This is a genomic window from Flavobacterium sp. FG19, assembly GCF_057809475.1.
In genome coordinates, this window is sequence record NZ_JBMDKA010000012.1 from 123,191 (window position 1) to 148,837 (window position 25,647).

Sequence of the window (25,647 nt, forward strand, 5' to 3'; positions counted from 1 at the left end):
ATTTAAGAACAGAATCACTTAGTATTTAACAAGCTGTTTACCATATCTTCCAAAGCTTTTCCATGAACGTTTTTGGCTAAAATAATTCCGTTTTTATCGACCAGAAAATTCAACGGAACAGACTGCAGCATATAATCGCTTACCACCGGAGAACTCCAGTATTTTAAATCGCTTACATTGATCCATGGTAATTTTCCTTTTGTGATCGCTCCTGTCCAGAGCGGCTTCTTAGTATCCATTGAAACACCATAAATAGATAATTTTTCAGGATAAGCATTATGCAGTTTTGTCAATAAAGGCTGTTCTTTGATACACGGCCCGCACCAGGAAGCCCAAAAATCAATCAGAACCAGAGATCCTCTTAAAGAAGAGAGAGAAACCGTATTTCCTTTCGTATCCGGAAGGTCTATTTCGGGTGCAATATCGCCAACATCAACACCTACTACCTGTGCTTTTGAACCTGTGATCACACAGCATAAGAATCCTAAAACAAGTAAAGTTTTTTTCATAAATTAAGTTTATTTGATAAAAATGGGGCTTTTTTTATTTCACACTAAGACGCAGAGTCGCAAAGTTTTTTATACTGTTGAGTTTGAATAGTTGTCAATATCAATAACAATATCAATGTCAATAACAATACAGGTATAGCTTAGCGTTTTACACCTTTGTGTGAATACAGGAACAAATATAAATTTTCTTTATTAAAACTTCAACTGTTTATTCGGCTTCTACCTCCTCTTTCCGTCATAAAAAAATCCTAAATATTTTTCTTTAAATTGGTATATCGGGAAAAGTCGATATATTTGCTGCATGGAAAATATAGAAATTTTTAAGGCACTCTCTAACAAATCCAGACTGCAGATGCTGGAATGGCTGAAGGAACCCGAAATTAACTTTCCCGGCCAGCTGGAACATGGCGGATTTGAACACGGTGTGTGCGTGGGACAAATTCAGGCCAAAGCAGGTCTCACACAATCAACCGTATCCGAATACCTGTCTATTTTACAGCGTGCCGGCTTTATTGAAGCCAAACGTGTGGGACAATGGACTTATTATAAACGTAACGAAGGTGCCTTTGAAGCACTCAGTAAATTAATTCAATCTAATTTGTAAATTACTATGAGCACAAACAACCTGTTTTCTCCGTTTAACCTAAAAACGTTAAACCTGAAAAACCGAATCGTAATGGCGCCTATGACACGCTCTTTCTCTCCAAACGGAGTTCCGACTGATGATGTAGCCGCTTACTACCAAAAAAGAGCCGAAGGTGAAGTAGGTTTAATTTTATCCGAAGGAACTGTTATTGACAGAAAATCATCTTCTAATGATGCCAATGTACCTCATTTTTATGGGGATTCAGCTTTACAAGGCTGGAAAAAAGTGATTGACGGCGTTCATGCTGCCGGCGGAAAAATGGGGCCGCAGATCTGGCATATGGGAATCATGGACAACCATCATTCCGGATGGGTACCACCAGTTCCTTTTGAAGGACCTTCAGGATTAAACCGTCCTGATTTCAGAAATGGTGTCGCTATGACTGAAAAAGATATTGAAGACACTATTCTTGCTTTTGGTAAAGCTGCCGCTGATGCCAAACAATTAGGTTTTGATACTATCGAAATCCACGGTGCACACGGTTATTTAATTGATCAGTTTTTTAGAGCTGAAACCAACTTACGCGACGATATCTATGGCGGAAAAACATTACCGGAACGTAACCGTTTTGCTATTGAAGTCATCAAAGAAATCAGAAAACAGGTTGGTAACGATTTTGCGGTTATCATGAGATTTTCTCAGTTTAAACCTTCTGATTATAATTATAAACTGGCTAAAAACCCTCAGGAATTAGAAGCCTGGCTTACTCCTCTTGTAGAGGCCGGAGTTGATATTTTACACTGTTCGCAACGAAGATTCTGGGAACCTGAATTCGAAGATTCTGATTTAAACTTTGCCGGATGGGCTAAAAAAGTAACCGGAGCACCTACTATTACAGTGGGTTCTGTTGGTCTTTCGGGAGATTTCTTCGGTGCATTTGCCGGTGAAAGTTCACAGCCTACTTCTCTGGAAGAATTAAACAGACGTTTCGACAGAGGTGATTTTGATCTGGTTGCCGTTGGAAGACCTCTTTTATCAGATCCAAACTGGGTGGCTAAAATCAAAGCCGGAAAAACAGATCAGTTAAAAGGATTTAGCAAAGAAGCTTTAGGACAGCTGGTTTTAGAGTAATTTGTATGGAAGGACAAAGATGCAGAGGTTCAAAGTGACTAAGGTCCTGCTTTGAGTTCTGTATCTTAGATTACACTTAAATACAAAAGGGATAAACAAAAATTGTTTATCCCTTTTTTGAATATCTATAACTAACAAAATTAGAAATTCAATATTTTTAGTAAAGTTCGGGTTTTCAAAATATCGGAAGATAAAGTAACCGCTCTAAACTTTTGTTCCTTTGCAACTTTGCATCTGTCTAAACCACCGGTTTTCTTCTCTGAAATTTATTCTGAAGCCAGTTACGAACCGGTTCATCATATAGTTTTAAACATAGGTATGCCAGCACAATACTTGCTATCAGCACGCCAATTCCTAACGGATACCCTTCTTCAAGAGTTACTTTGTTGTTTACTACCCAGGCGGTATACCAGTAAATCAAAGGGTAATGCGTGATGTAAATTGGGTACGAAATATCACCCAGCCATTTGCATACTTTGGCAGAAACAGCACCTTTTATCTGTCCGCCTGCCCCTATTGCCACGATAATTGGAAAAACCAGGATAATACAGAAAGATTCATACAAACCGTTCATCCATACAGTATTTTCATCACCCAGTCTTGGTATTGCCAAAACTATGGTGATTAAAATACTGCAAACCCAGAAAGCGCCTTTTATATGAATTAATTTCCCTAAACGGGACAATAAAATCCCGGCAAAAAACGGATATAACAAACGGGTAAAACCTACATTCATCTGCTCCAGATTTAATGACCATCCGCCAATGACATCTCCTTTTGGGCCAAAAACAGTGTAATTAATTAACAGTCCGGCAAATATCAGTACAAAAACTGATAGTACTTTGTTCGAAAATCTGCGAAAAAATAGGGCGTACAAGAGGTTTGCAATGTATTCGAAAAAAAGTGACCATGCCGGACCATTTAAAGGATGCATCTCTCCCCAGCCTCTGATTTCCATAGAGGGCGGGACTGGCAGTAATGTAAAACCAATAAGCATTGTCAGAATCAGTTTCCAGACCGCCATTCCGGCAATCTGCGGAAACAATATATCAGAAGCCTGAAAATAGTAAAAAATGGCCCCTATAACCATTCCCATAACTACCATAGGCTGTAAACGAATTAAACGGCGTTTGTAAAATTCCCATTGCGTCATTTTCTCCCAGCGGTCATCGTAAGCATAAGCTACAACAAACCCTGACAAAAGAAAGAAAAAGTCAACAGCCAGATAACCATGATTGATGATCTGAACAAAACGGTTTCCTCCGCTGAAAGTTTCGAAAATATGAAAAGTCACTACTAAAAGAGCGGCAACTCCCCTTAAACCATCCAGAATTTCATAGTGTTTTTTAGGTTTTATATCGGTATAAGTAACTGAACTCATAAAATATTGTGGTTATAATGGTTAGGTTAATTTATTGTAGATTGTAGATTGTAGATTTTAGATTGTAGATTACAAGTTTTGAATCAAAAAATCATCATTTTTGGAATTTGGAATTTTTTAATTTGGAATTTTTATTCCTTTATTGATGATTTTTAAGCCATTCGAGTCTTCTTTGATCCGGTAAGTGTTTTACTGAGAAGTTTTCGAATTTGGCTTCAAAACCTTTTCCGTCTGGTGAAGCGGCCATCAGCCCTACCATAACCGGGGTATTGTCCTGCAAAGGAGCATTACGGGTCATGATATAGTTTTTGTCATCAAAAGAATAAAATACCTCAACAGCATCTAATCTTCTTACGGCTTTGATCCAGATAAACGGCGGTGCTTTATCCAGCGTGGTGACACTCCAGTCGCTTTTATCATGTGTAACTACCGTACTCACATTAAATTTACCGTCTACAAATTCTACTCCGGTTTTGATATAATTCTTTTCGTCAATTCTGATCATAAGTCCCATCTGGTCAAAACGGGCGATATAATTTCCGGTTAGTTTTACTTTGGCTTCAAATTCGCCTCCATAGGTTGTATAATAAAATGGGGCATCATCTACTGTAAAGCCATAGTGTGAAATTCTCCAGTAATCACTATTGGCTGTTACATTCATGATCAGGGCATTGTTTTTAATTTCCCATTTTTCAGGTTCATTAAACCACTGCATTTTATTAAGGCTTTGCGCCGAAAGGTTTTGAAATAAAATAAAAACACCGGCTAATAGTAGTATTCGTTTCATGATAGATTTGTGAGATTGATTTTTAGTATTGTAAAAGAAAAACTTCGACAATTTACTTCTAACTTTTTAATAAAGCAAAGCTGCAACTTTTTACACTTGCAGCTTTACAACCAACCAATTTAGAAATAAATGAAATTATTGAAGTGAGAAGCCCACTTTAGATTTTATATCTGTTGAAGAAGCTCCGACGATCGCTTCAAAAGCTCCCGGTTCAGCAACCCAGTCATGCTTTTTATCATCGAAGAAACTTAAAGCAGTTTTATCGATTGTAAAACTTACTGTTTTCTCTTCACCTGCTTTTAAAGCTACTTTTTCAAAACCTTTTAATTCTTTTACCGGACGGGGTAATGAAGATTTTAAATCGCTGATATAAAGCTGAACCACTTCAGAACCTTCTCTGTTTCCGGTATTTTTTACCGTAACAGTAAAAGTTATCTTATCCCCCTGAGACAGTTGTTTTTTATCAGCTGTTACTTTTCCGTAAGCAAAAGTCGTATAGCTTAATCCATGTCCGAAAGAGAACAATGGTTTCACTTTTTGTTTGTCTGCCCAGCGGTACCCCACAAAAATTCCTTCGTTATATTTTACCTCATCTCCTCCAGGGAATTCTCCTAAAGCATGAGCTCCGTTATCTGATAATTTAACCGGGAAAGTAAACGACAATTTTCCGGATGGGTTTACATCACCAACTAAAACATTCGCTAAAGCATTTCCGGCTTCTGTACCTAAAAACCATCCCTGAACAACTCCCGGAACTTCTTTAATCCATGGCATTGCCACTGCATTTCCTGAAATATTTACGAAAACAATGTTTTTGTTCACTTTTGCCAATTCACTGATTAGTTTGTCCTGACCATAAGGCAATCCTAATTCTTTACGATCGTGCCCTTCATCATCCTGGTTTTCACTTTTGTTTAAACCTCCAATAAACAATACAATATCAGCATCTTTAGCCACTTTTAAAGCTTCAGCAGTTAATTCGGCCTGAGGACGTTTTTCCTCTAAACTTACTTTGGCTACTACTCCATTATAATTGCTTGTCGGATCTCCTACATAACCACGTGCGTATACGATTTCGGCCTGATTTCCAATTCTTTTCTTTAAACCTTCAAGAGGTGTTATTTCATATCTTGCTTTCAGAGAAGAACTTCCTCCTCCTACGGTCATCATTTTAATAGCATTTTCACCAATCACGGCAATTTTCTTAGTTTTAGAAAGATTGATTGGCAGAATATTGTTGTTGTTTTGCAATAAAACAATTCCTTCTTCTGCAATTTTACGACCGGCATCAGCATGTTCCTGTGTTCCGAAAGATCCAAAAGGACGGTTTCTGTCCATAGTAGTTAAGAAAGCCAGACGAAGAACACGACGTACTTTTTCGTCCAGTTCTTTAGTTCCTACTTCTCCTTTTCTGATCATTTCAGAATAAGGTTTTGCCAGATAGTAGTTATCATAAGCATTGCTTGTTCCCCATGACAAACCATTGGTCCAGGAACCAAATTCCATATCCAGACCATTGTGAATAGCCTGCTTGGTATCGTTTACTCCTCCCCAGTCTGAAACTACAACACCTTTAAAGCCCCACTCGCCTCTCAGAATATCATTTAATAAATATTCGTTGTGGCAGCACTGCTGGCCTTTGTATTTATTGTAAGCTCCCATAATAGACCATACGTCACCTTCCTGAACGGCAGCTTTAAAAGCCGGCAGGTAAATTTCGTAAAGGGCACGGTCGTTTACTACTACGTTTACTGAATTACGATTGGTTTCCTGATTGTTCAGGGCGAAGTGTTTTACACAGGCAGCAACACCATTAGACTGTACTCCTTTAATATAAGGCACTACCATTTTGGAAGTCAAAAACGGATCTTCTCCCATATATTCGAAGTTACGGCCGTTAAGCGGGCTTCTGTAAATGTTTACTCCGGGTCCTAATAGTACGTTTTTGTTACGGTAACGGGCTTCTTCTCCAATTGATTTTCCGTATAAAGAAGCTAATTCTTTATTCCAGGTAGAAGAAAGTGCCGTTAAAGCCGGGAATGCAATACAGGAATCATTAGTCCATCCTGCCTGGTCCCACTCGTCCCATTTCACTTCGGTACGAATTCCGTGAGGCCCGTCGGTCATCCAGTTTTCAGGAATTCCCAAACGTTTTACACCTGGCGAACTAAATTTTGACTGCGCATGGATTATGGCAATTTTTTCCTCGGTAGTCATTCTTGAAAGCGCATCTTCTACACGCTCACTTATTGGCTTTTTATCATCAAGATAAACCGGAACTTTATTTTGTGCATTCAGTCCGAATGAACTCAATAAAACTAAAACAACGATTGTTTTAACGTTTTTAAACATAACTATTATTTATTTAAGCATTCAATATAACTAAAGATACTAGTGGTCATAAGTACCTTTTAATAATATTGTAAAGCTAAAACGTTATAGTACGTTTTGAATTTTTAAACGAAAAAAAGTAGTGAATTAAAAAAATAAAATATTGATAATCAAAATTTTAATAAAAAATAAATATCAAAAAAAGTAGTGATTTTAAAACAAATCTTTAGATTTTCAATGTAATTAAACCAATTTTCATGACCATTTCTTCGAAATCATTTCTCGAAACTGCTGCTTTATTTCGGGCTCTCGTCCGGTAGTTGTAAATTGTGCTTAAAGAGTAACGCAAAAAGGCTGCAATCTTAACACTGTCATTAATTCCTAAACGGATCAAAGCAAAAATACGAAGCTCCGTATTGAGCAGCTCTCCCTGTTTTAAAACCACCTGTTCTTCTTTAATTAAAAGCGCATTGAAATCTTTTACAAAAGTAGGATACAGGTTCAGGAAAATAATATCGAAGTTTTTGTACAGCTCCTCGAGTTCATTGTCCACCAAAGTTGTTGACTTTAGTATTTTGTAAATTTCGTCAAACTGTTTAGCTGTTGCTTTTTTGTTTAAAATAATGCGGTAATTCTCCAGTTTATTGATATAAGTTGAACAAAGACTGAAAAAATGGGCAATATATTCTTCTTTAATATGATTGGATTCTGATAACTGGGCGTTACGTTCCTGAAGCTGGCTGTTGGTTTCGGTAATATCTTCATTCAGTTTAGCCAGTTTCTGACTGGTTTCATATAATTCTCCCCTGATTCGGGAAACTTTTTTCATTTGTTTGTATACATAAATCACTGCCAGAATTAAAAATACTGAAAGAAGACTGATACAGATTAAATACAGCTGCAGTTCTGTTTTTCGTTTGGCTTCTTTTTCTAAATAAACGGTATTGATGATCGAATATACTTCTGACATCAAAAGGGTACGGAACTGTACATTGCAGTACAAAGCGTCTTCAATAGCGGACTGGGTAAGTTTATACGCCATATCAACATCTTCAATTTCATAAAAAACCAGTGCCAGTTCCTGAAGCGAAGCATTGTCTTTGTTAGCATTTTTAATATCTGCTGCAGCAGAAAGGGCATAATATCTTTTTCTGAGATCGATATTATGAGTGGCTTCATTAATTTTTCCCAAAAGATAGGTAATCATCGCATATTGCGGATTGTCTTCTCTGGTTGTTTTTAGTAAAGCAAGCAGCTGTTTTTGGGTGTTGTCGAACTTTTTATGAAAAATATCCTGCTGGATCCTGTTGATTTTATAATCCAGTGTTTTTGGGTTCAGTACCATTAAAAGAGAATCCCGGTATTTTATGATCTGCTGTCGGTATTCTTCATTGTAACTGTTGGCCGCATAATGCTCAAAAAATTCCCTGTAGGAAATATAATAAACCGGAAGCAGGGATTTTGATAATTTGTTCTTATCGATGCTTTTTATAATGGCTTCAGATTCACGGTATTTCCCTGAAGACGAATACAGGGTAACGAGCTGCAGACTAGCCAGATCGGCTAATTCTTTGTTCTGAAGTTCTTCTGCTATCTTTAAATTTTTCTTTACATAAAAGATAGCCGAATCAGAATTGAATTTCTGATATTCTGTATATAAGGTTTTGTTGTAATTGTATTCCTGTTCTTTGGTTAAACCATCGGATTTGATTTTTTTAAAGTTTAAAATCCGTTCTTCCTTTAAATGAACATAATGTTCTTTATTTTTTAAGGCAAGATTTAGTTTAGCTACAATATCATCGGTGCTTTCCTGAGCCTGAGACGGAAAGCTGGCTAAAGCAAATACTAAAAACAAAAAATATTTTTTCAAGCTGATCTTATATAAGGGAATTACAAATATAACAAAGTGATACTATAAAAATATATTTTAGACCTCTATTTGGCCACATCAAAAACCCTTTATCATAAGTAAAATAATCAAAAACACAATTTGTCATAAAAATAATAATTTCACATACATCTAAGCCTTACCAAACTCCTAAAACCTTTCTCCAAAATACGCTCTGCCTATTTTCTAATCCTATAAATAATGTAAGTTCATTTTAGATTAGTTTTAAAAGTAAAGCTTTGTCAAAATTTTAAACTTTGACAAAGCTTTTAAAAAAACTTATAAACCTTCACTTATATATGGTTTAAAAAATTAAACCGCAATAGGAGCCGAAAGACAGCTTTCGGGAATAGCGAAAGCATTTACGAGTGCTACAGCATCCGGGCGGATATCCCAGCATAACTGGTTTACCATTTTACGAATGGCTTTTGTTTTTACAGCCTCCATATAACCGTCCTCCAGGTACCAGGCCTTATTTTTTTCAATCTGAGAAAGTGCATACAATTGGTATAATTTTGTTAATATCGCTTTTGATTTTTCATCCTCAACGGTTTTAACGGCTTCCTGAAACTGTTCTAAAACGACACGTTCCAGATAGGCCTGTGCAACGTCAATCATCTGATGCTGAACCACATTAAAAGCATCGTAGGCTTCCAGTCCGCCGTCAACGAGTTTTTTAATACGTCTTGCCGCTGATGCCAGTATTGTTTTTTCTCTGTGAGTAAAAGCCTGCAGATGAAATTGATCGTCCAGCAGATGCTCATCTTCAGTTCTTCTGGTTGCAATTGGGTTTTTCTCTGCCAGTGCGGTCTTGGCATTTTCGTATACATAGTTGATGATACCTAAGGACCCCATTTCACCAAAGGCTTTTCGGAACTCAGACAAACGGTTTTTGGCCACCAGCTGCATCAAAACCGTATTATCACCTTCAAAAGTGGTGTAGATTTCCGTATCATTTTTTAAAGCGTCGATTCGGTTTTCAGACAAATAGCCTTTTCCGCCGCAGGCTTCACGGCATTCCTGTAAAATATCTCTGGTACTCCAGGTCGAATACGATTTCATTCCGGCAGCGAGGGCTTCTATTTCCTGCATTTCAGCTTCAGTCCGGTTTAAAAAACGGCTGGTCAGATACTGCAGGGCAAAATGAACGGCATAGGTTTTGGCCAGATGCGGCAGTAATCTTCGCTGATGCATGCGGTAATTTAAAATCGGAACTTCTGATCCGCCTTCAGGACCAAACTGTCTGCGCTGATCGCTGTAACGAATAGCAATCGTCAGTCCTGATTTGGCTGCTGCCAAAGCCGATCTTGGAATACCAATCCGGCCTCCTACCAGAGTTCCCAGCATAGTAAAAAACCTGCGGTTATCACTCGGGATCGGACTTTCGAATTCGCCGTTTTCATTAACAGAAGCAAAACGATCGAGCATATTTTCTTTTGGAATCACCACATTATCAAAACTGATGGTTCCGTTATCAACACCGTTTAATCCCATTTTATGTCCGCAGTCACCAATGGTCACGCCTTTTACCGTGTTTCCGTCTGTATCACGTAAGGGAACCACAAAAGCATTAACACCGTAATCATGTTCGTCGATAATCAGTTTTGCAAAAACGGTTGCCATCTGACCGTGAACTGCAGCATTTCCAATATATTCTTTCTGGGCATTTTTATTGGGGGTATGAATGGTAAAAGTTTTGTCATTATGATTATAAACTGCCGTCGTTTCCAGACCTTTTACATTAGATCCGTGATGAGTTTCGGTCATGGCAAAACAGCCGGGAAGTTTTAAAGAACCAATATCTTTGAGGTATTTAGCATAATGCTTTTCAGTCCCGAGTGACTGCACACTCATTCCCCACAACCCAAACTGAACACCAAATTTGATCACAAGGCTTAAATCATGGTAACTCAGCGTTTCCATAATCGCAAAATAATCTTCTACATTGCCTCCTCCTCCGTATTCCTTCGGATAGGCCATATTTCCTAAGTTTTCATCGGCTAAAATTTTACACCAGTTGTAAACTGTCTGGCGGAAAACATTGATATCGGTAGAAGTTTCGTAGGCAAATTCAGGCCGTGAAATTATAGATTTTACTTTTTTTATAATCGGGGCTTCTTTTCCGTCGAGTAATGCTGTTATCTTTTGGATATCAAAACTGCTTACTGCCTGCGAGTTTACGGTAAAAGAATCGGCTTTGGTTTTAAAATTCTGTAAAGCTTCTTCTCCTAAAATCCCAAGGTCGTTTTCTAATTTTACAAAATCAGATTCTAAAGACGAAATATCAAGATCTTTATCTGAAAGTGCTACGGCTATATCAAAAATAGATTTTATGGAAGATTTATCCTGAATACTTTTTTCGATGTCCTGTTTCCATTGTGCCAGTTCATTTCTTGATGGCGGACTTGAAATATCGACTTTAGACAGCAGGTATTCCTGTTCTTCAGCCGACAGGGCTTTTTGGGATTTTATAAATTCTTTTAATGTGGTGAATTCCTTTTGAGTCAAAAGATCATCGGACCATACTAAATAAAACAACGGAGTAAAGGCTTGAAGCTTGGCTGGTTTCATATATAAAGATTCGGTTTTTAATTTTTTCTGCCGCACATTACACAGATTAATATGATTATTTTCTTTGTATGGAAGATCAGCCGCGAATTCACAAAGTATCAAATAAATAAAAATTCGTGAATTCGCGGCTAAAAAATCATTTTACTGCATAAAAAAACAGGAATGAAAAATACTCATTCCTGTTTAAAAACCCTGTTAAGATTCTCGTAATTTTATACCTTAAACCAATAAAAAATACAAGATTAACTTAGTGAGAATCTTTAGACGACAGGATATATTTCTGTTTTATAGCAAAAATATGATGTGAATTAAAAACTAACACTGCAATAAAAATAATGCCGTAAGCTGCGATCTGCAAAGCACTGATTTTTTCGTGATAGACAAAGTTTGCCAATAAAAAAGCAATCATTGGATTTATATTTAATAACATTCCAACAGTAGATGAGTTAATTCCTGAAAGGGCGTACAAGTTTAGGAACAATGGAATGATCGTAAATACAATGGCAATGGTTTCTATACAGAAATAAAATTTAAACTCAGTTGGAATCGACCCGCTGTATTCCGGATAAAAAGGAAATAAAAATACGGCTGCCAAAGTGATATGAAATGTAAGCACTATAAATTTATCAAAGCCTTTATTGACACGCTGGCTTACCAGATAACAGGCATAGGTGAAACCAATAATAATACTGAAAAACATATCCATGATATCGGCGTAGGATAATAATAAACAGCCTGAAATACTTAAACCAACGGCCAGCCATTGTGTTTTAGCCAGTTTTTCTTTTAATATAAAAAAGGCCAGCAGCGTAGTCAGAATCGGGCATACAAGATAGGCCAGCGAAGTTGCTTTTACACTAATGTGGTTCATTACATAAATAAAAGTGAACCAGTTGGCCATTAAAAAGAAACTTCCTCCTATGTTTAACAATATGGCTTTTTTCTTTTCAGGGGCTGATAAGGCTTTAAAAGTATTTATGCTTTCCTGCAGCGTTTTTCTTTTGAACAAAAAGGTAATTAAAAGCATTAAAATACTGCAGCTGAAAACTCTGTAGAACAAAATATCAAGCGAGGCATATTCGTGAATCGGCTTTAAAACCAGACTGAAGAATCCCCAAATGGTGTAGGCGGAAATAGCAGCTATGTAGTATTTTGTGGTTTTCACGACAGTTTTTCTTTTGATTTTTTTTGATGAAGCAAATTTCTAAAAAATAAAACAGCAATACAGATACAGTTTTTGTAAATTGCAGCATAACAGTTTTATTTTTATGAGAAATTCGAACTATTTGTACCTGCAGTTTGCTGATGTCATCGAAAAACAGATTAAGTCCGGTCTTTTAAACGTGGGCGATAAACTGCCTTCGATCAGGGAAGTCTGTGCCGAAACAGGTTACAGCATGAGTACCGTAAGCAAGGCCTATTATGAAGTAGAAAGCCGCTCCCTGATTGAATCGCGCCCTCAGTCCGGGTATTATGTGAGTAATATTTCGGCACGAATTATTCCGGAACCTTCTGCGAGCAGCCCGGTTTTGAGTGTCGAAAATATTGAACGTGAGGATTTGGTAGATCTTGTATACGGCGATATGCGCAAAAAGGATCTTACCATGCTTTCGCTTGGTTTTCCTTCAAATGAACTGCTGCCTATTGCCAAACTGAACAAAGGCATGGTTCAGGCGATGCGTCAGCTGCCCAACAGCGGTACAAGTTATGAGGAAATTCAGGGCAACAGTAATTTACGAAAAGAAATTGCACGCTGGTCTTTTACCTGGGGCGGTTCTCTTACCGAAGATGATATTATTACTACTCCCGGCTGTATTTCTGCAATTTCGGACTGCTTGCTCGCCCTGACAAAACCGGGAGATACGATTATTACCGAAAGTCCGGTGTATTTTGGAATCCTGCAGCTCGCAAGGTCATTAGGCTTGTATGTAATGGAACTTCCTACCAATATGACTACGGGAATTGAACTGGAAGCAGTAAAAAAAACACTGGAAAGCAACAAGGTAAAAGCCTGTGTTTTGATGAGTAATTTCAGTAATCCTTCGGGAAGTATGATGCCGAATGAGCATAAAAAAGAAATCGTACGCCTGATGGAGTTTTATAATATTCCGCTGATTGAAGACGATATTCACGGCGATTTGTACTTTGGCACAAGCCGCCCTACAAACTGTAAAACATATGACGAAAGTGGTATTGTGCTCTGCTGCAGTTCGGTTTCTAAAACGCTGGCACCGGGTTATCGTGTGGGCTGGGTTTCTCCGGGAAAATTTAAAAAAGAAATCCTCAGGGCCAAATTGTATCATACCATCTCCTCTCCCACTATTACACATGAAGTGGTAGGCGACTTTTTGAAAAACGGCCGCTATGAAAACCATCTTCGTAAAATACGTCAGATCCTGAACCATAACTGTAACAATTATATTAATACAGTTTTGGAATCTTTTCCAACGGGTACTAAAGTAAGTCAGCCTCAGGGTGGATTTTTTCTTTGGGTCGAAATGGACAAAAAAATAGATACGGCTGCCTTTTATCATCTGGCTCTCAAATACAATATCAGTATTGCACCGGGAAGGATTTTTTCTTTTCAGGATCAGTTTTCCAATTGTATGCGTCTGAGTTTTGGACTTCCATGGACGAATGAATTACGTGAATCTATCCGAACTTTGGGCAGACTGGCTAAAAGCATTTAGAAAATTTCCTAAATATTTTAAAACATGGTTTTTCTTTATCAGTAAAAAGACATTTCATTACTTTAAACACTCATAGAACTGCATTCAAAAATCCAGATTTTTTTAGAAAACTTTTCCATATTGTAATCTCATGTTTCTAAGTGTTAAAAGCTAAGTTTTACAAAACAAAAAATTAGATTCCTGACAGCTTCAAAGAAAAAACCGGACAGTGCAACTACTCACTGTCCGCCCAACAATTAATTAAAGAAGACCAAAATTAAAGTTTTACAATACGAAGTAAGCGTCTTTTTCGACTTTCTTAGCTTCGTCTTTCAAATCAAATTCTTTTATAATATCAAATTCGCTTTGATACTCGTTGAGCATTTGTTTGATATTTTTTTCAATTGTATTAGCAATAGTAGTAACCGGTGTATCGGTTGGACGGTTTTCAAACGGATCCTGTAAATGAATTGCCATTCTTTCGATCAAAAAGAAAGCAGCCCCGATAGCGGTAATAAGCGGAATGGCAAACCAGCTTAATACACTGGTCAGTCCAAACGGCAGCAGTAAAATAAACAAGCACAGTGTTAGACGAATATACATGCTGTAAGTCGTTGGGAAAATTGTGTTTTTAATACGTTCACATTTCCCCATTTCGTCACATAATCTGGACAGGGTGTTATCAATTTCCACCTGCTGGTACATATTGATTTTTTTCTCAATCTTAGCATTTTTAAGATCACGGGCATGAAGCATTAAAATGGCATTGGGCACATTTTGATGGTTTTCGATATATTTAATCTCTTCGTCGCTCATTAAACCTTTTAAAGGTTCCACGGCATCACGGTTTCTAAGAGCTTCTCCCAGGCTGTAACACCAGGCAATCTGTCTTTTGGCAAAATTCTCTTTGAATTCGCTTGCTTCAACAGAAAAATCCGGGTCTTTATAAAAGGTCAGTACCTGACGAATCAGGGTCCTGGAATCGTTTACAACAGCTCCCCATACAATTCGGGCTTCCCACCAGCGGTCATACGCCTGATTGGACTTAAAGGCCAGCAGCAGGGAAATAATGGTTCCAATCATCGTAGGAATGGCAATTGGAATATCTACAGGAAGTGTTACAAAATAATGATGAAATATTTCAAACAGTACGGTATATGCCAGTACCAGAGCAATTTCTACTTTAATTTTCCCGAGAACGTACTTCATTGGTATTCTTTTTCTTAATAACATATTTTCGGTTTTAAATTAAATTAATATTACAGTTCTTTGTACTTCGTGAATAGTAATTAGTCCTTAGTAATTAGTCCTTAGTAATTAGTCCTTAGTAATTAGTCCTTAGTGATTAGCATTACTACTAATAGTACACTTCTAGTCTTCCATTTGAAAAAACGGATAAAGGCTAAAAGCGGGACAACAGAGTTAAGAGTAAGAACTATGGACTAATTACCTGACTAAAAACTAATCACCATTCATTAAGAACTAAGGACTATTCATTAGAGACTAGGGACTAATCACTAAGGACTAATTACTAAGGACTAGGGACCAGGGACTAAAAAACTAACTAAGCCAGCTCTTCATACAATGAAAGTACCGGAAGTCCCAGTTTTTCATTAATTGCCTGTTTCTTTACTTTTTTGAATTTGATTTTTTCGCCTTTACGGGTTTCTACCAGCAGATCGATTTCATATTTAGAGATCGCCTCAGTTAAGAAAGGGGCTGCTTCCTCATAATTATCATCAACTTTAGAAGCCTGGCTCACAATCTCATAGGAGAAGTTTTCGTTTAAAAACTGCTGTACATCTTTTACATGAATATTGGTACTGCTGTTTTCAATATAAAGTGCTTTTGTAAAATCTTCCTTGAACTGCTCGCTGCCTAAATGTAAAATCGGACATTTCTGGTTTCCGGCCAGCTGAACCAGATATTGGTGAATACGTTTGGTTTCCTGTTTATAAGAATGAGTCAGAACAACCAGTTTTACCGAGAAATGCTCGATAATTCCTCTGAATATAGGAGATGAAAGTCCGTATTGATTGTGAATTCTGATCTTACAGTTTTTAGTATGATCAATCATATAACGGCAGGTTTCGAGAACTTCTTCCTGACTTTTGGTCAGTCCCGTGCGCATTTCACGTAAAAAGTTCGACGATGAAAAGGCATCCGGTGTTTCAGAAACCATCATTAAAACAATTTCGCAGTCTGAATCTTTCGCCTGACTAATCGCTGATTTTACAGCTGAAATGGTATCATCTTTTAAAGTAGTAGGTATTAGAAAATTTTTCATATGCATAATCTTTTAGTTTATACATACAAAATAACTTCCTGAAAATTAGAAGGGTCTTAATCCTAAATTAGATTTTTCTAAGATTCAACATTAGAAATTTTAATGTTGTGTTTTTTAGGATTTGTCTTTTTAAAGATAATGGTTACTATAGTTCCTTTATTCTGTTCTGACTGTACCTGTATTTCCCCGTCGTGCATACGGATAATTTTGGAAGCCAGCGGAAGTCCTAAACCGTAGCCAATATATTTGGCCGCGATTTTTCCTCTAAAGAAAGGTTCGTATAAATGCGGAATATCTTCGGGCGGAATACCGATTCCGATATCATTAATTGAAATTTTAATCGCATCCTGATTGGCTGAAAGCGTTACAAATACTTCATTATTATCCGAATACTTAACACCATTGGTAATAATATTATTGATGGCGAGTTCCAGAAGCGGTTTATTGCACGGAATTAAAAGCAGATTAGAATCTTTTGGCGCAAAATTGAGTTTGATACTTACACGGTTGTCCGGGAAAATTTTATCCAGATCTGATTTTACATCCAGCAGCAGCTCATCTATACGAGCAATATCTAAAACCTGTTTATTACCGTCATAGCCCGTTTGCGTCAGTTTAAGCAAACTTTCGGTCAGGTTGCCTAATCTTGAAGCCTGGCTGTAAATGTTCTGAAGCGATTCTACATATTCTGCCACTTCACGCTCTTTTAAAAGCATAATTTCAGATTCGGCAATAATCGTAGTAATGGGCGTTTTTAGTTCGTGTGATGCGTTATTGATAAAATTGGCCTGAATTTCAAATGACGTTTCAAGCCTGTCCAGCATATCGTTGAAGGTCTCTGTTAAATCTGAAATTTCATCAGAGTTTTTAACCGCAGGAAGACGGTTGTGCAGGTTTGAAGCACTGATTCGGTTCACTTCTTTGGTAATTCTTGCCACGGGATTGATAACCCTTTTGGCCAGAAAGCGGCCCAGAAAGAACGCCAGCAGTATAAAACCGATACCACCAAAAACCAATATTTTAACAATATAAACTGTTGTGGTTTTTCCACGGCGGTCCCGTGCCCCAACAATTACAATGTATTTGTGATCGTTTTCTTTAAAAATCTGCCCCAAATAATACTTGCTGTTGATTTCAAAATAATCTTCTCCGGTAGCCAGTATATTGGCGTAAAACTTATTCGGGAGATTTAGTTTGGTATTGTAGTCAAAGCTATTGGCACTGTTGATTTTAAGAACATATTCTTCTTCTTCAATCAGTTCTTCCAGCCCGTTTTTTTTCAGATTGCTGTAATACTTTATTTTTTCGGGATCGTTCTGAAAATGAATAGAAGCCACAATTTTGGCCCTGTCTTCCAGTCTTTTTAAAAAATGGTAACGGTTATTTTCTCTGAATAAAACGAATACTATAATACTCAATAGCAAAGTACTAAAGGTAGAAAGTGCTACATAAGTAAAAGTAATTTTTTTTCTAATATCCATTTTATGGCTTTATCACATAACCCAAACCTTTCATGGTATGAATGAGTTTGGTTGTATAAGGTTTGTCTATTTTTTTTCTTAAATAGGTAATATAAACATCTACCACGTTGGTATTCATATCAAAATTAATATCCCAGACGTTGTCTAAAATCTGATCCCGGGATACAATTCTGCCGGCATTTTTACCAAGATAGTATAGTAATTTAAATTCTTTGGCCGTTAAAACAATCCCTTCACCGTCTCTTTTTACCGTTTTGGCACGTCCGTTTATTTCTAAATCACCAATGGTAATAACATCAATTTTATCGGTTTCCTGATGCGCTCTTCTGTGCAGGGCGTTTACCCTGGCATCTAATTCCCCAAATTTAAAAGGCTTTACCAGATAATCATCGGCACCGGAATTAAGGCCGGTTACTATATTTTCTGAAGTTCCCAAAGCGGTTAACAGCAGGATGGGTACAAAGTTTTTACTGGCACGAAGTCTTCTGCAGATTTCAATTCCGTTGATATCCGGCAGCATAACGTCTAAGACTACAACATCAAAATTATAATTATGGATCATCTCAAGGGCTGTTTTCCCGTCAAGGGCCACACTTACTTCGTTGTTATTTTCGGCAAACCCTTTTCGCAGAATGGATAAAAGATTTGGCTCGTCTTCGACTATTAGTAACTTCATAGTAATTTGTATATACAACAAAAATAAGGATTGAGTTCAAAAATAGTACTCATTACGGATAGAAATTATGATTTAATTATGAACAATTAAACCAGCGCATAAAAAAAGCAGCCCGAAAAGCTGCTTATTTTAGTTGGATAAAGAAAGTTTTCCTAATTTTTAAAATTAAAACTCAGCGTTGCCCCGAGCCCAAACTGGAATGTAGAAACATAATCTTCTACACCTACTGGTCCCCAATAGGTCCAGTAATAACTACTTCCAACTGCAGCCGACATTGATTGTAAGTAAGCATTAATGTTTACAGAAACTATTGAAGCCGTTTTAATCTTTACCCCGCCTTTTACATCCCAGGCAAAATAAGTATCGCTGCCGCTTCGGGGAGTTTCAACAATTCCAATTCCGGCACCAGCACCCAGATAAGGAAGCAAATTAGAGCCTGTATCAAAATAGTGTGTAAAATCTGCTAAAATAAAATTGAATGCACCCTTATCGTCACCAGCATTTAATTGAGTTCCAGCCGGACCATAATACGGTATTTTCACATCTGCTCTTAAATACTTTAACTCGACCGAGTTGTTGGTTGAAAAGAAATACTCAAATCCTGCTCCATATTGGAATCCATCTTCAATTGTTGCCCTGTAACCGTCATAATCCAACTCATCTGAAAAGTTATAACTACCATACAAATTAAGCGAAAAAGACCTGGCATCCTGAGCCTGCATTCCTATCACCGACAGAAACGCAGCTACTAATAAACTGTACTGTTTCATAAAATTATGTGTTTGAAAGTTAAATGGTGAAGTAAAGTTAAGTTTTTTCTTCTAAATTTTTAACTTTTTAAAAACATAATTTTCACACAATCAATAAGTTAACCAAAATTTATTATCAAAAAACCTCTCCGGCATTCAGATAAAATCCTGAAGATTTATTTCCCCAGGCATAATCTGCCACAAAATTGGTTCTTGTTTTTTTATCTATCAGTATTCGTAAACCCACCCCCGCAGCCGGCTGAATACTATGAAAAAGGGATGTGTTAGTATCAGCATTACTAGCGGTTACAAAATTGGTAAAAACAGTGCCGCTCAGCATCTGGTTACAAGTTAACGGAAAACGAAATTCTGTTGACAGGTAAACCAGTCCGTTTCCTCTGAACAAACCCTGCGTATAACCTTCTCCGCTCCTGCTGCGTTGGTCCCATCCAATGGCGGGAAGGTTTAAATACGGAACTTCGCCTCTGGTTATAAACTGACCATAGGCCCAGATCCCGAGGATATATCGGTCATTTTTTTGGGATAACGGAATAAAATGACGGTATTCTGTATACAAAACATTGCTGTATTTCTGATTATGAAATAAAACAGGATTAAAACGATAATTAATATTGGCAAACCAGCCGCGGGAAGAATTAACCTGATTATCCCTTGAATCATATACCAGATTTAAACTTAATCCGGTTAAGAAATATTCTAAATCATTAAACCCATGTTCCTGACTGTAGGTATAATGATAGGTCAGGTTTCCATTTTCTACATCCAGTTCTTTATCATCAATATTGGCATACCAGTCAATATTAATGCCGCCTCCGGCATAAAAGTTTTTTCTTACTTCAAAAGAAGCCGTCTGATGAAACTTAAAATAATTATAATCCATAGCCTGAGCAAGTGAATCAATACTAAAACCGGGTGGTCTGTCACGGCGGGGCGGAATAATAGTGGTCCCGAGTCCGTAATTGGGCTGCGAAAAAATATAAAGACGATAGTCACCACTTAAAAATATACGGTTATTCTTTAGCAGGATATTGTTCTTTACATTAATCATCCACTGTTTTTTTAAAGTGTAAATAATCCCCAGATTAGCAACAGAGTATTTATCATTTTCCTGTTTTCCTTTGAAAGTATACTGAGCAATAGCACCAAAAAAGAATCCGGTAGCGGGCTGTGAACCAATAGCCGGAATTACCAGAAAAAAATTGTTTCTGGCAGGTTTAGCCGTTAAAACGGAATCTTTCTTTTTAAAGGCTTCAAAAATAGTTTTGGGAGGACATAAAGACGGCTCCTGAAGTTCTGTCTGAGCGGTGAGAAATACAGGAAACAGACCAAGCAGGACTGTCAATAAAAATAAATAATGAAAATGGGGATTTTTTAAGAATTTCACTCTGACATAATTTTAATTTTTATTAGAACCAGATTCAAAATACTTATAAATATAATTCATTTTCAACACTTTACATAAATAATTTAAAAAATAAAGAACAAAAAAAGCCGTCGGTAAAACAACGGCTTGTTATCATATATTTTATGTCATATTTATTTTGTGATAAATTTTGGGTGGATTAGATTTTCTAAAGAATAAATTTCATCCCATTTTTCCTGTGTAATCAGCTTCCTTTCCACTACCGCAATCTGATGTACACTTTTATTTGTTTTTAAAGCTTCTCCTGCAATACTGGCGCTTTCTTCATAACCAATAATCGGGTTCAACTGTGTTACGATTCCTATACTGTTCATGACCATATTATAACAGTGGTCTACATTGGCCGTGATTCCGTTAATACATTTATCAATTAAAGTCTGAATGGCATTGGAAAGATAATCCAAAGAGGTAAACATGGCAAAGGCAATAACAGGCTCCATCACATTAAGCTGCAACTGCCCTGCTTCGGCTGCCATGGTAACGGTTAAATCCTGTCCAATTACATAAAAACAAGTCTGGTTAACCACTTCAGGAATTACGGGATTTACTTTTCCGGGCATAATAGAAGATCCTGGCTGACGTGCCGGAAGATTAATTTCGTTTAAACCGGTTCTTGGTCCTGAGCTTAATAATCGTAAATCATTACATATTTTGGAAATTTTAACAGCCGAACGTTTTAAAGTTCCCATAATCTGCACATAAGCTCCTGTATCTACTGTTGCTTCAATTAAATCGGGAGAAAGTGTCAATGGAATTCCAACCTCATCTGCCAGGTATTTTACACAGATTTCAGGATATCCTTCCGGCGCATTGACTTTGGTTCCAATCGCCGTTGCCCCCATATTAATTTCCAGCAGTAATTCCTGAGCATTTTTTAAACGTTGAATATCTTCGCCAATTGTGGTGGCATAAGCTTTAAATTCCTGTCCTAAAGTCATAGGCACCGCATCCTGAAGCTGGGTTCTTCCCATTTTTAGCACTTCTTTGAATTCTTCTCCTTTTTTAGCGAAAGCGACTTCAAGACCTGCAAAAGTTTTAATAAAACTTTCCATCTTTAAATACAATGCAATTCTAAAGGCTGATGGATAAGCATCGTTAGTAGACTGAGAACAGTTGACATGATTATTAGGATGCAGGAAATTATATTCGCCTTTTTTATGTCCCAGATATTCAAGACCTATATTGGCAATAACTTCGTTAGCATTCATATTTACAGAAGTTCCTGCCCCGCCCTGAATTAAATCGCTCACAAATTCATCGTTAAACTTTCCGGCAATCACCTGATCGCTTCCGTAGCAAATGGCTTCGGCAAGTTTAGAATCAAGGGCTCCACAGTCTTTATTGGCCAGAGCGGCCGCTTTTTTAACATAGCCGAGCGCTTTAATAAATAACGGTTCCTTTGAAATGGGAATCCCGGTAATGTTAAAATTTTCTACCGCTCTAAACGTTTGGATTCCGTAATACAGATGATTCGGAATTTCTAATTCCCCTAAAAAATCATGTTCCTTTCTTGTTGATTCCATATACTAAAATACTGTGTTTAACTTAAAAAATAAGCGTAAAGCTACAGTATTTTAGGCATTCAAAATGTAAACGAAATCAAAATGATTTTGTATTTAAGCAAAATATTTTATTGTAAATGATTACCTTTTCGCCCTCAAATAATTACCTTTTAGAGTTGAAAAAAGAAAGCGAATATTTTCTGGATAAAGAATACAATGCGATTATTTACGCCAAAGATGATCTTAATTTTAAAGATTTTGAGGGCTGTGTTTTTAATGACTGCAGCTTTTCTGCCTGCACTTTTTTAGCTGTCACTTTTATCGACTGTGTTTTTAATGACTGTATTTTCAACGAAGCGAAGATTAATTACGTCGCTTTGAGAACGGTTACCTTTAATCGATGCGAAATTAAAGAGGTGAATTTTGCCATGTGCGACAAACTCATTTTTGAAGTCCATTTTAACGATTGTATTCTCGATTTTTCGAAGTTTTATACTTTAAAATTAAAAGGAACTCCGTTTACCAATTGCAGTTTAATTGCCGTAGATTTTATGGCCGCAGACTTAACGAGTGCTCTTTTTGACAATTGCGATTTGTACCGCTCAGAATTCAGCAAAGCCATTGCCAATAAAGCTGATTTTAAAACGAGTTATAATTATACCATTGATCCGTCTAAAACGAAACTGAAGAAAGCTGTTTTTTCTTTGAATGAAGTAAAAGGACTATTGTTTAAGCATGATGTAATAGTGAGTTGAAAAATCATTAATAACAATTTTTAACAAAATAAAATAAATGAAAAAGCTATCTATTCTTCTTTTTTTATTCTTTCATCTGTTAACATACTCTCAAAAAACAACTTCATATAAAAATATAGGAGTAATTTTTTCAAAAGATTATGATTGCTATCTTTTGGATAGTCCAAAACGTTTTACCCCTGCTTCGAACGAAATCAAAGAATTAGAAATTTTACTAAATAAGAACATAGAAGTTATTAATACTAACAAATTCAATCCACTAATACACAAAAACCTAAATAATTACAATAGACAATATATTGGCTTTCTTAACGAGAAAGGCGAAAGAATTATCTACATAAATTTTCTTTGGAGAGAAAATGAAAATCAGCCTTATTTTAATAAGGGTAAAGAAGATAAATGGAAAACTGAATGGTATGACGTAGCAGATGGCGGCAGTCATTATTGGAATATAAAATATAATCTAACCAACAAAACTTTCTTTGATTTCCACGTAAATACCCTTGGTTAAATTAAAGCTTCTTCCCCATCACATAATCTTCCATCAAATACCCATTTCCAATTTCTATATCAACCGTTTCTTTGATTTCGAAACCTAGTTTTTTATAGAAATTTAAAGCGGTATTAAAACGGTTTACGTTCAATAAAAGTTCCTTTGAATTATTTGCTAAAGCCATTCTTCCGATTTCTTCAAAAACCGTTTTTCCATACCCTTTCCCCTGTGTTTCCGGAAGAAGATAAATTTTATGGATTTTGGTAATCGCTTCGTTTTTATAATGATGTTCAATTCCTATAAAACCAATTACAGATTCTGAATCGGAAATTAAATAAAACAGCTGTTCTTTATTCTGAATTTGTTTTGAAAGTGCTTCATCAGAATAAATAAGGTCTAACATATATTCTAATTGTGCTGCTGTCAAAATTTCGCCATAAGTTATGGGCCAGGTTATATTTGCGATCTCCTGAATTTTAGCAATATCTTCAGTTGATGCTTCGGTAATTTTAATCATATTTATTTAGTAAAAACCTGATTTTCCTGTTCGCTTACACGAATGAAAGTCGTTCGTTTTGTTAATTCTTTTAATCTTGAAGCTCCTACATAAGTACAAGTACTTCTAATGCCTCCTAATATATCCAAAACCGTATGAATCACATCTCCTTTAAACGGAACCTGAACTGTTTTTCCTTCACTGGCTCTGTATTCTGCAACTCCTCCTGCATGTTTGTCCATAGCCGTTTTTGAACTCATTCCGTAAAATTGTTTGAATTTTTCGCCTTTTACTTCTATCAGCTCTCCTCCGCTTTCGGTATGTCCGGCCAGCATTCCGCCTAACATCACAAAATCGGCTCCGGCTCCAAAAGCTTTCGCAACGTCGCCTGGAGTCGTACAGCCTCCGTCGCTTATAATATGTCCGCCCAAACCGTGAGCGGCATCAGCACATTCTATAATGGCAGATAACTGTGGATAACCAACGCCCGTTTTTACTCGTGTGGTACAAACAGATCCCGGGCCAATTCCGACTTTTACAATATCAGCACCAGCCAGTAATAGTTCTTCGGTCATTTCACCCGTAACTACATTTCCGGCAATAATGATTTTGTCTGGATATTGTTTTCTGGTTTTCTTTAAAAACTGAACAAAATGTTCTGAATAACCATTGGCAACATCAATACAGATAAATTTCAGTAACGGATCTGCAGTTATTATTTTTCCAATTTTATCAAAATCTTCTTTTCCAGTTCCGGTACTTACGGCAATATAATCGTAAATATCCGGAGTTGCATTTTGAAGAAATTTGTTCCATTCTTCTAAAGTGTAATGTTTATGAATCGCAGTAAAAAGTTTCTCTTTGGCTAAAACTTCTGCCATTTCAAAAGTCCCGACTGTATCCATATTCGCAGCCATAATTGGAATTCCCGCCCAATTTGATGTACTATGCAAAAACTTGAAATTTTGTTCTAAAGAAACTTCCGACCGGCTTTTCAGTGTGGATCGTTTAGGTCGGAACATTACGTCTTTAAAGCCTAATTTCAGGTCCATTTCTATTCTCATAATTTTGAGTTTTTGGGTTACTCTCAAATATAAGGAATTTTAGATTCCGGACTTTAGATTTTGGATTATAAAAACTTTAAAAATTGAACGCAGATTAAACGGATTTTTTTTAGAATTCCACAGAGATACACAAAGTTTCTCTCAAAGCTTCACAAAGTAAAAACTGAAAACTGTCACTGAGACTGAAAACTGAGACTGAAAACTGAGACTGAAAACTAAAAAAAACTACCCGTGAATCGTTTCGTTTTTCCCGTAATTGGTAATAATTGATTCTTCAAAAGCCAGCCATTCTCTCCAGCGTTTTTCAACGTCAATTCCAACTCCGTATTTACGTGCGTAAGTAATGAAAGTAGTGTAATGTCCGGCTTCGCTTTCCATTAATTCTCTGTAAAAAACAGACAATTCTTCGTCCTGAATATTTTCAGAAAGGACTTTAAAACGTTCGCAGCTTCTGGCTTCGATCATGGCAGAAAACAGAAGTCTTTCTACAAGGCCGGAAACACGGCTTCCGTCTCCGCTTCTTTTCATGTATTGATACAATTCGTTTACGTATTCGTCTTTACGCTCACGACCTAATTTCAATCCTCTTTTGATGATAATATTATGTACCTGCTCAAAATGGTCTATTTCTTCTTTAACCAGAGCCAGTAAATCCTGAACCAAATCCTGATGTTCCGGATTGTTGGTAATAATAGTAATAGCATTGGTTGCCGCTTTCTGCTCGCACCAGGCATGATCTGTTAAGATTTCTTCTATGTTTTTCTCAACAATATTTACCCATCTTGGGTCGGTTGGCAGTTGTAATCTTAATACGCCCATGTCTTAAATTTTGTTTGTTTTGTTTCAG

At 36.8% G+C, this 25,647-nt stretch carries 22 protein-coding genes; 5 read left to right on the forward strand and 17 right to left on the reverse strand.

Annotated features, from left to right (window positions below; all coding sequences use genetic code 11):
• Nucleotides 1-14 precede the first annotated feature (14 nt).
• Nucleotides 15-509: a TlpA family protein disulfide reductase gene (locus ACODST_RS13535; RefSeq protein ID WP_488932646.1), complete on the reverse strand. Its 495-nt coding sequence runs from the start codon at nt 507-509 to the stop codon at nt 15-17.
• A gap of 301 nt (nt 510-810) precedes the next feature.
• On the opposite strand from ACODST_RS13535, the gene ACODST_RS13540 reads away from it, so the two are divergent.
• Together ACODST_RS13540 and ACODST_RS13545 are read left to right on the forward strand one after the other, a co-directional pair.
• Nucleotides 811-1,113 (forward strand): ArsR/SmtB family transcription factor, encoded by a 303-nt coding sequence (locus tag ACODST_RS13540; protein ID WP_012025367.1) that lies wholly within the window; start codon nt 811-813, stop codon nt 1,111-1,113.
• 6 nt (nt 1,114-1,119) lie between these two features.
• Nucleotides 1,120-2,226 carry an NADH:flavin oxidoreductase gene (locus tag ACODST_RS13545; protein ID WP_488932647.1) on the forward strand — a complete coding sequence of 369 codons (1,107 nt, stop codon included), beginning with the start codon at nt 1,120-1,122 and terminating at the stop codon, nt 2,224-2,226.
• A gap of 238 nt (nt 2,227-2,464) precedes the next feature.
• On the opposite strand, the gene ACODST_RS13550 is transcribed toward ACODST_RS13545, so the two are convergent.
• From ACODST_RS13550 to ACODST_RS13575, 6 genes are all read right to left on the reverse strand, one after another.
• Complete coding sequence (locus tag ACODST_RS13550) at nt 2,465-3,607, reverse strand: acyltransferase family protein (RefSeq protein WP_488932648.1); 1,143 nt, start codon at nt 3,605-3,607, stop codon at nt 2,465-2,467.
• Between the two features lie 139 nt (nt 3,608-3,746).
• Nucleotides 3,747-4,394 carry a DUF1349 domain-containing protein gene (locus tag ACODST_RS13555; protein ID WP_488932649.1) on the reverse strand — a complete coding sequence of 216 codons (648 nt, stop codon included), beginning with the start codon at nt 4,392-4,394 and terminating at the stop codon, nt 3,747-3,749.
• A gap of 135 nt (nt 4,395-4,529) precedes the next feature.
• Nucleotides 4,530-6,746 carry a glycoside hydrolase family 3 C-terminal domain-containing protein gene (locus tag ACODST_RS13560; RefSeq protein ID WP_488932650.1) on the reverse strand — a complete coding sequence of 739 codons (2,217 nt, stop codon included), beginning with the start codon at nt 6,744-6,746 and terminating at the stop codon, nt 4,530-4,532.
• 205 nt (nt 6,747-6,951) lie between these two features.
• Nucleotides 6,952-8,580 carry a SusR family glycan utilization regulator gene (gene susR, locus ACODST_RS13565; protein ID WP_488932651.1) on the reverse strand — a complete coding sequence of 543 codons (1,629 nt, stop codon included), beginning with the start codon at nt 8,578-8,580 and terminating at the stop codon, nt 6,952-6,954.
• A gap of 345 nt (nt 8,581-8,925) precedes the next feature.
• Nucleotides 8,926-11,184: an acyl-CoA dehydrogenase family protein gene (locus ACODST_RS13570; RefSeq protein WP_488932652.1), complete on the reverse strand. Its 2,259-nt coding sequence runs from the start codon at nt 11,182-11,184 to the stop codon at nt 8,926-8,928.
• Nucleotides 11,185-11,431: 247 nt separating this feature from the next.
• Nucleotides 11,432-12,349 carry an EamA family transporter gene (locus ACODST_RS13575; RefSeq protein ID WP_488932653.1) on the reverse strand — a complete coding sequence of 306 codons (918 nt, stop codon included), beginning with the start codon at nt 12,347-12,349 and terminating at the stop codon, nt 11,432-11,434.
• 103 nt (nt 12,350-12,452) lie between these two features.
• On the opposite strand from ACODST_RS13575, the gene ACODST_RS13580 reads away from it, so the two are divergent.
• Nucleotides 12,453-13,874, forward strand: a complete 1,422-nt coding sequence (locus ACODST_RS13580) for an aminotransferase-like domain-containing protein (protein WP_488932654.1) — start codon at nt 12,453-12,455, stop codon at nt 13,872-13,874.
• A 264-nt stretch (nt 13,875-14,138) separates the two neighbouring features.
• On the opposite strand, the gene ACODST_RS13585 is transcribed toward ACODST_RS13580, so the two are convergent.
• From ACODST_RS13585 to aspA, 7 genes are all read right to left on the reverse strand, one after another.
• The gene (locus ACODST_RS13585; RefSeq protein WP_488932655.1) at nt 14,139-15,086 is read right to left on the reverse strand and encodes a bestrophin family protein; all 948 of its coding nucleotides are present in this window, start codon (nt 15,084-15,086) and stop codon (nt 14,139-14,141) included.
• A 331-nt stretch (nt 15,087-15,417) separates the two neighbouring features.
• A complete protein-coding gene (locus ACODST_RS13590) occupies nt 15,418-16,140 on the reverse strand; it encodes an adenine nucleotide alpha hydrolase family protein (protein ID WP_488932656.1) in 723 nt (240 codons plus the stop codon).
• 77 nt (nt 16,141-16,217) lie between these two features.
• Complete coding sequence (locus ACODST_RS13595; protein ID WP_488932657.1) at nt 16,218-17,621, reverse strand: ATP-binding protein; 1,404 nt, start codon at nt 17,619-17,621, stop codon at nt 16,218-16,220.
• A gap of 1 nt (nt 17,622) precedes the next feature.
• Nucleotides 17,623-18,297, reverse strand: a complete 675-nt coding sequence (locus tag ACODST_RS13600; protein WP_488932658.1) for a response regulator transcription factor — start codon at nt 18,295-18,297, stop codon at nt 17,623-17,625.
• Nucleotides 18,298-18,449: 152 nt separating this feature from the next.
• On the reverse strand, nt 18,450-19,067 hold the full coding sequence (locus ACODST_RS13605; protein ID WP_488932659.1) for an outer membrane beta-barrel protein: 618 nt from the start codon (nt 19,065-19,067) through the stop codon (nt 18,450-18,452).
• Between the two features lie 115 nt (nt 19,068-19,182).
• Entirely contained in the window at nt 19,183-20,451 is a 1,269-nt protein-coding gene (locus tag ACODST_RS13610; protein ID WP_488932660.1) for a BamA/TamA family outer membrane protein, read from the reverse strand.
• Nucleotides 20,452-20,603: 152 nt separating this feature from the next.
• Nucleotides 20,604-22,013, reverse strand: coding sequence for an aspartate ammonia-lyase (gene aspA, locus ACODST_RS13615; protein ID WP_488932661.1), 1,410 nt, complete (start codon nt 22,011-22,013; stop codon nt 20,604-20,606).
• Nucleotides 22,014-22,168: 155 nt separating this feature from the next.
• On the opposite strand from aspA, the gene ACODST_RS13620 reads away from it, so the two are divergent.
• Entirely contained in the window at nt 22,169-22,747 is a 579-nt protein-coding gene (locus tag ACODST_RS13620; protein ID WP_488932707.1) for a pentapeptide repeat-containing protein, read from the forward strand.
• Between the two features lie 37 nt (nt 22,748-22,784).
• Nucleotides 22,785-23,258 (forward strand): hypothetical protein, encoded by a 474-nt coding sequence (locus ACODST_RS13625; protein ID WP_488932662.1) that lies wholly within the window; start codon nt 22,785-22,787, stop codon nt 23,256-23,258.
• 1 nt (nt 23,259) lies between these two features.
• On the opposite strand, the gene ACODST_RS13630 is transcribed toward ACODST_RS13625, so the two are convergent.
• The 3 genes from ACODST_RS13630 to ACODST_RS13640 form a co-directional block, all read right to left on the reverse strand.
• Nucleotides 23,260-23,757, reverse strand: a complete 498-nt coding sequence (locus ACODST_RS13630; RefSeq protein ID WP_488932663.1) for a GNAT family N-acetyltransferase — start codon at nt 23,755-23,757, stop codon at nt 23,260-23,262.
• Between the two features lie 2 nt (nt 23,758-23,759).
• On the reverse strand, nt 23,760-24,800 hold the full coding sequence (locus ACODST_RS13635; protein ID WP_488932664.1) for a GMP reductase: 1,041 nt from the start codon (nt 24,798-24,800) through the stop codon (nt 23,760-23,762).
• A 225-nt stretch (nt 24,801-25,025) separates the two neighbouring features.
• On the reverse strand, nt 25,026-25,619 hold the full coding sequence (locus ACODST_RS13640) for a MiaE family protein (RefSeq protein WP_488932665.1): 594 nt from the start codon (nt 25,617-25,619) through the stop codon (nt 25,026-25,028).
• Between the last annotated feature and the right edge of the window lie 28 nt (nt 25,620-25,647).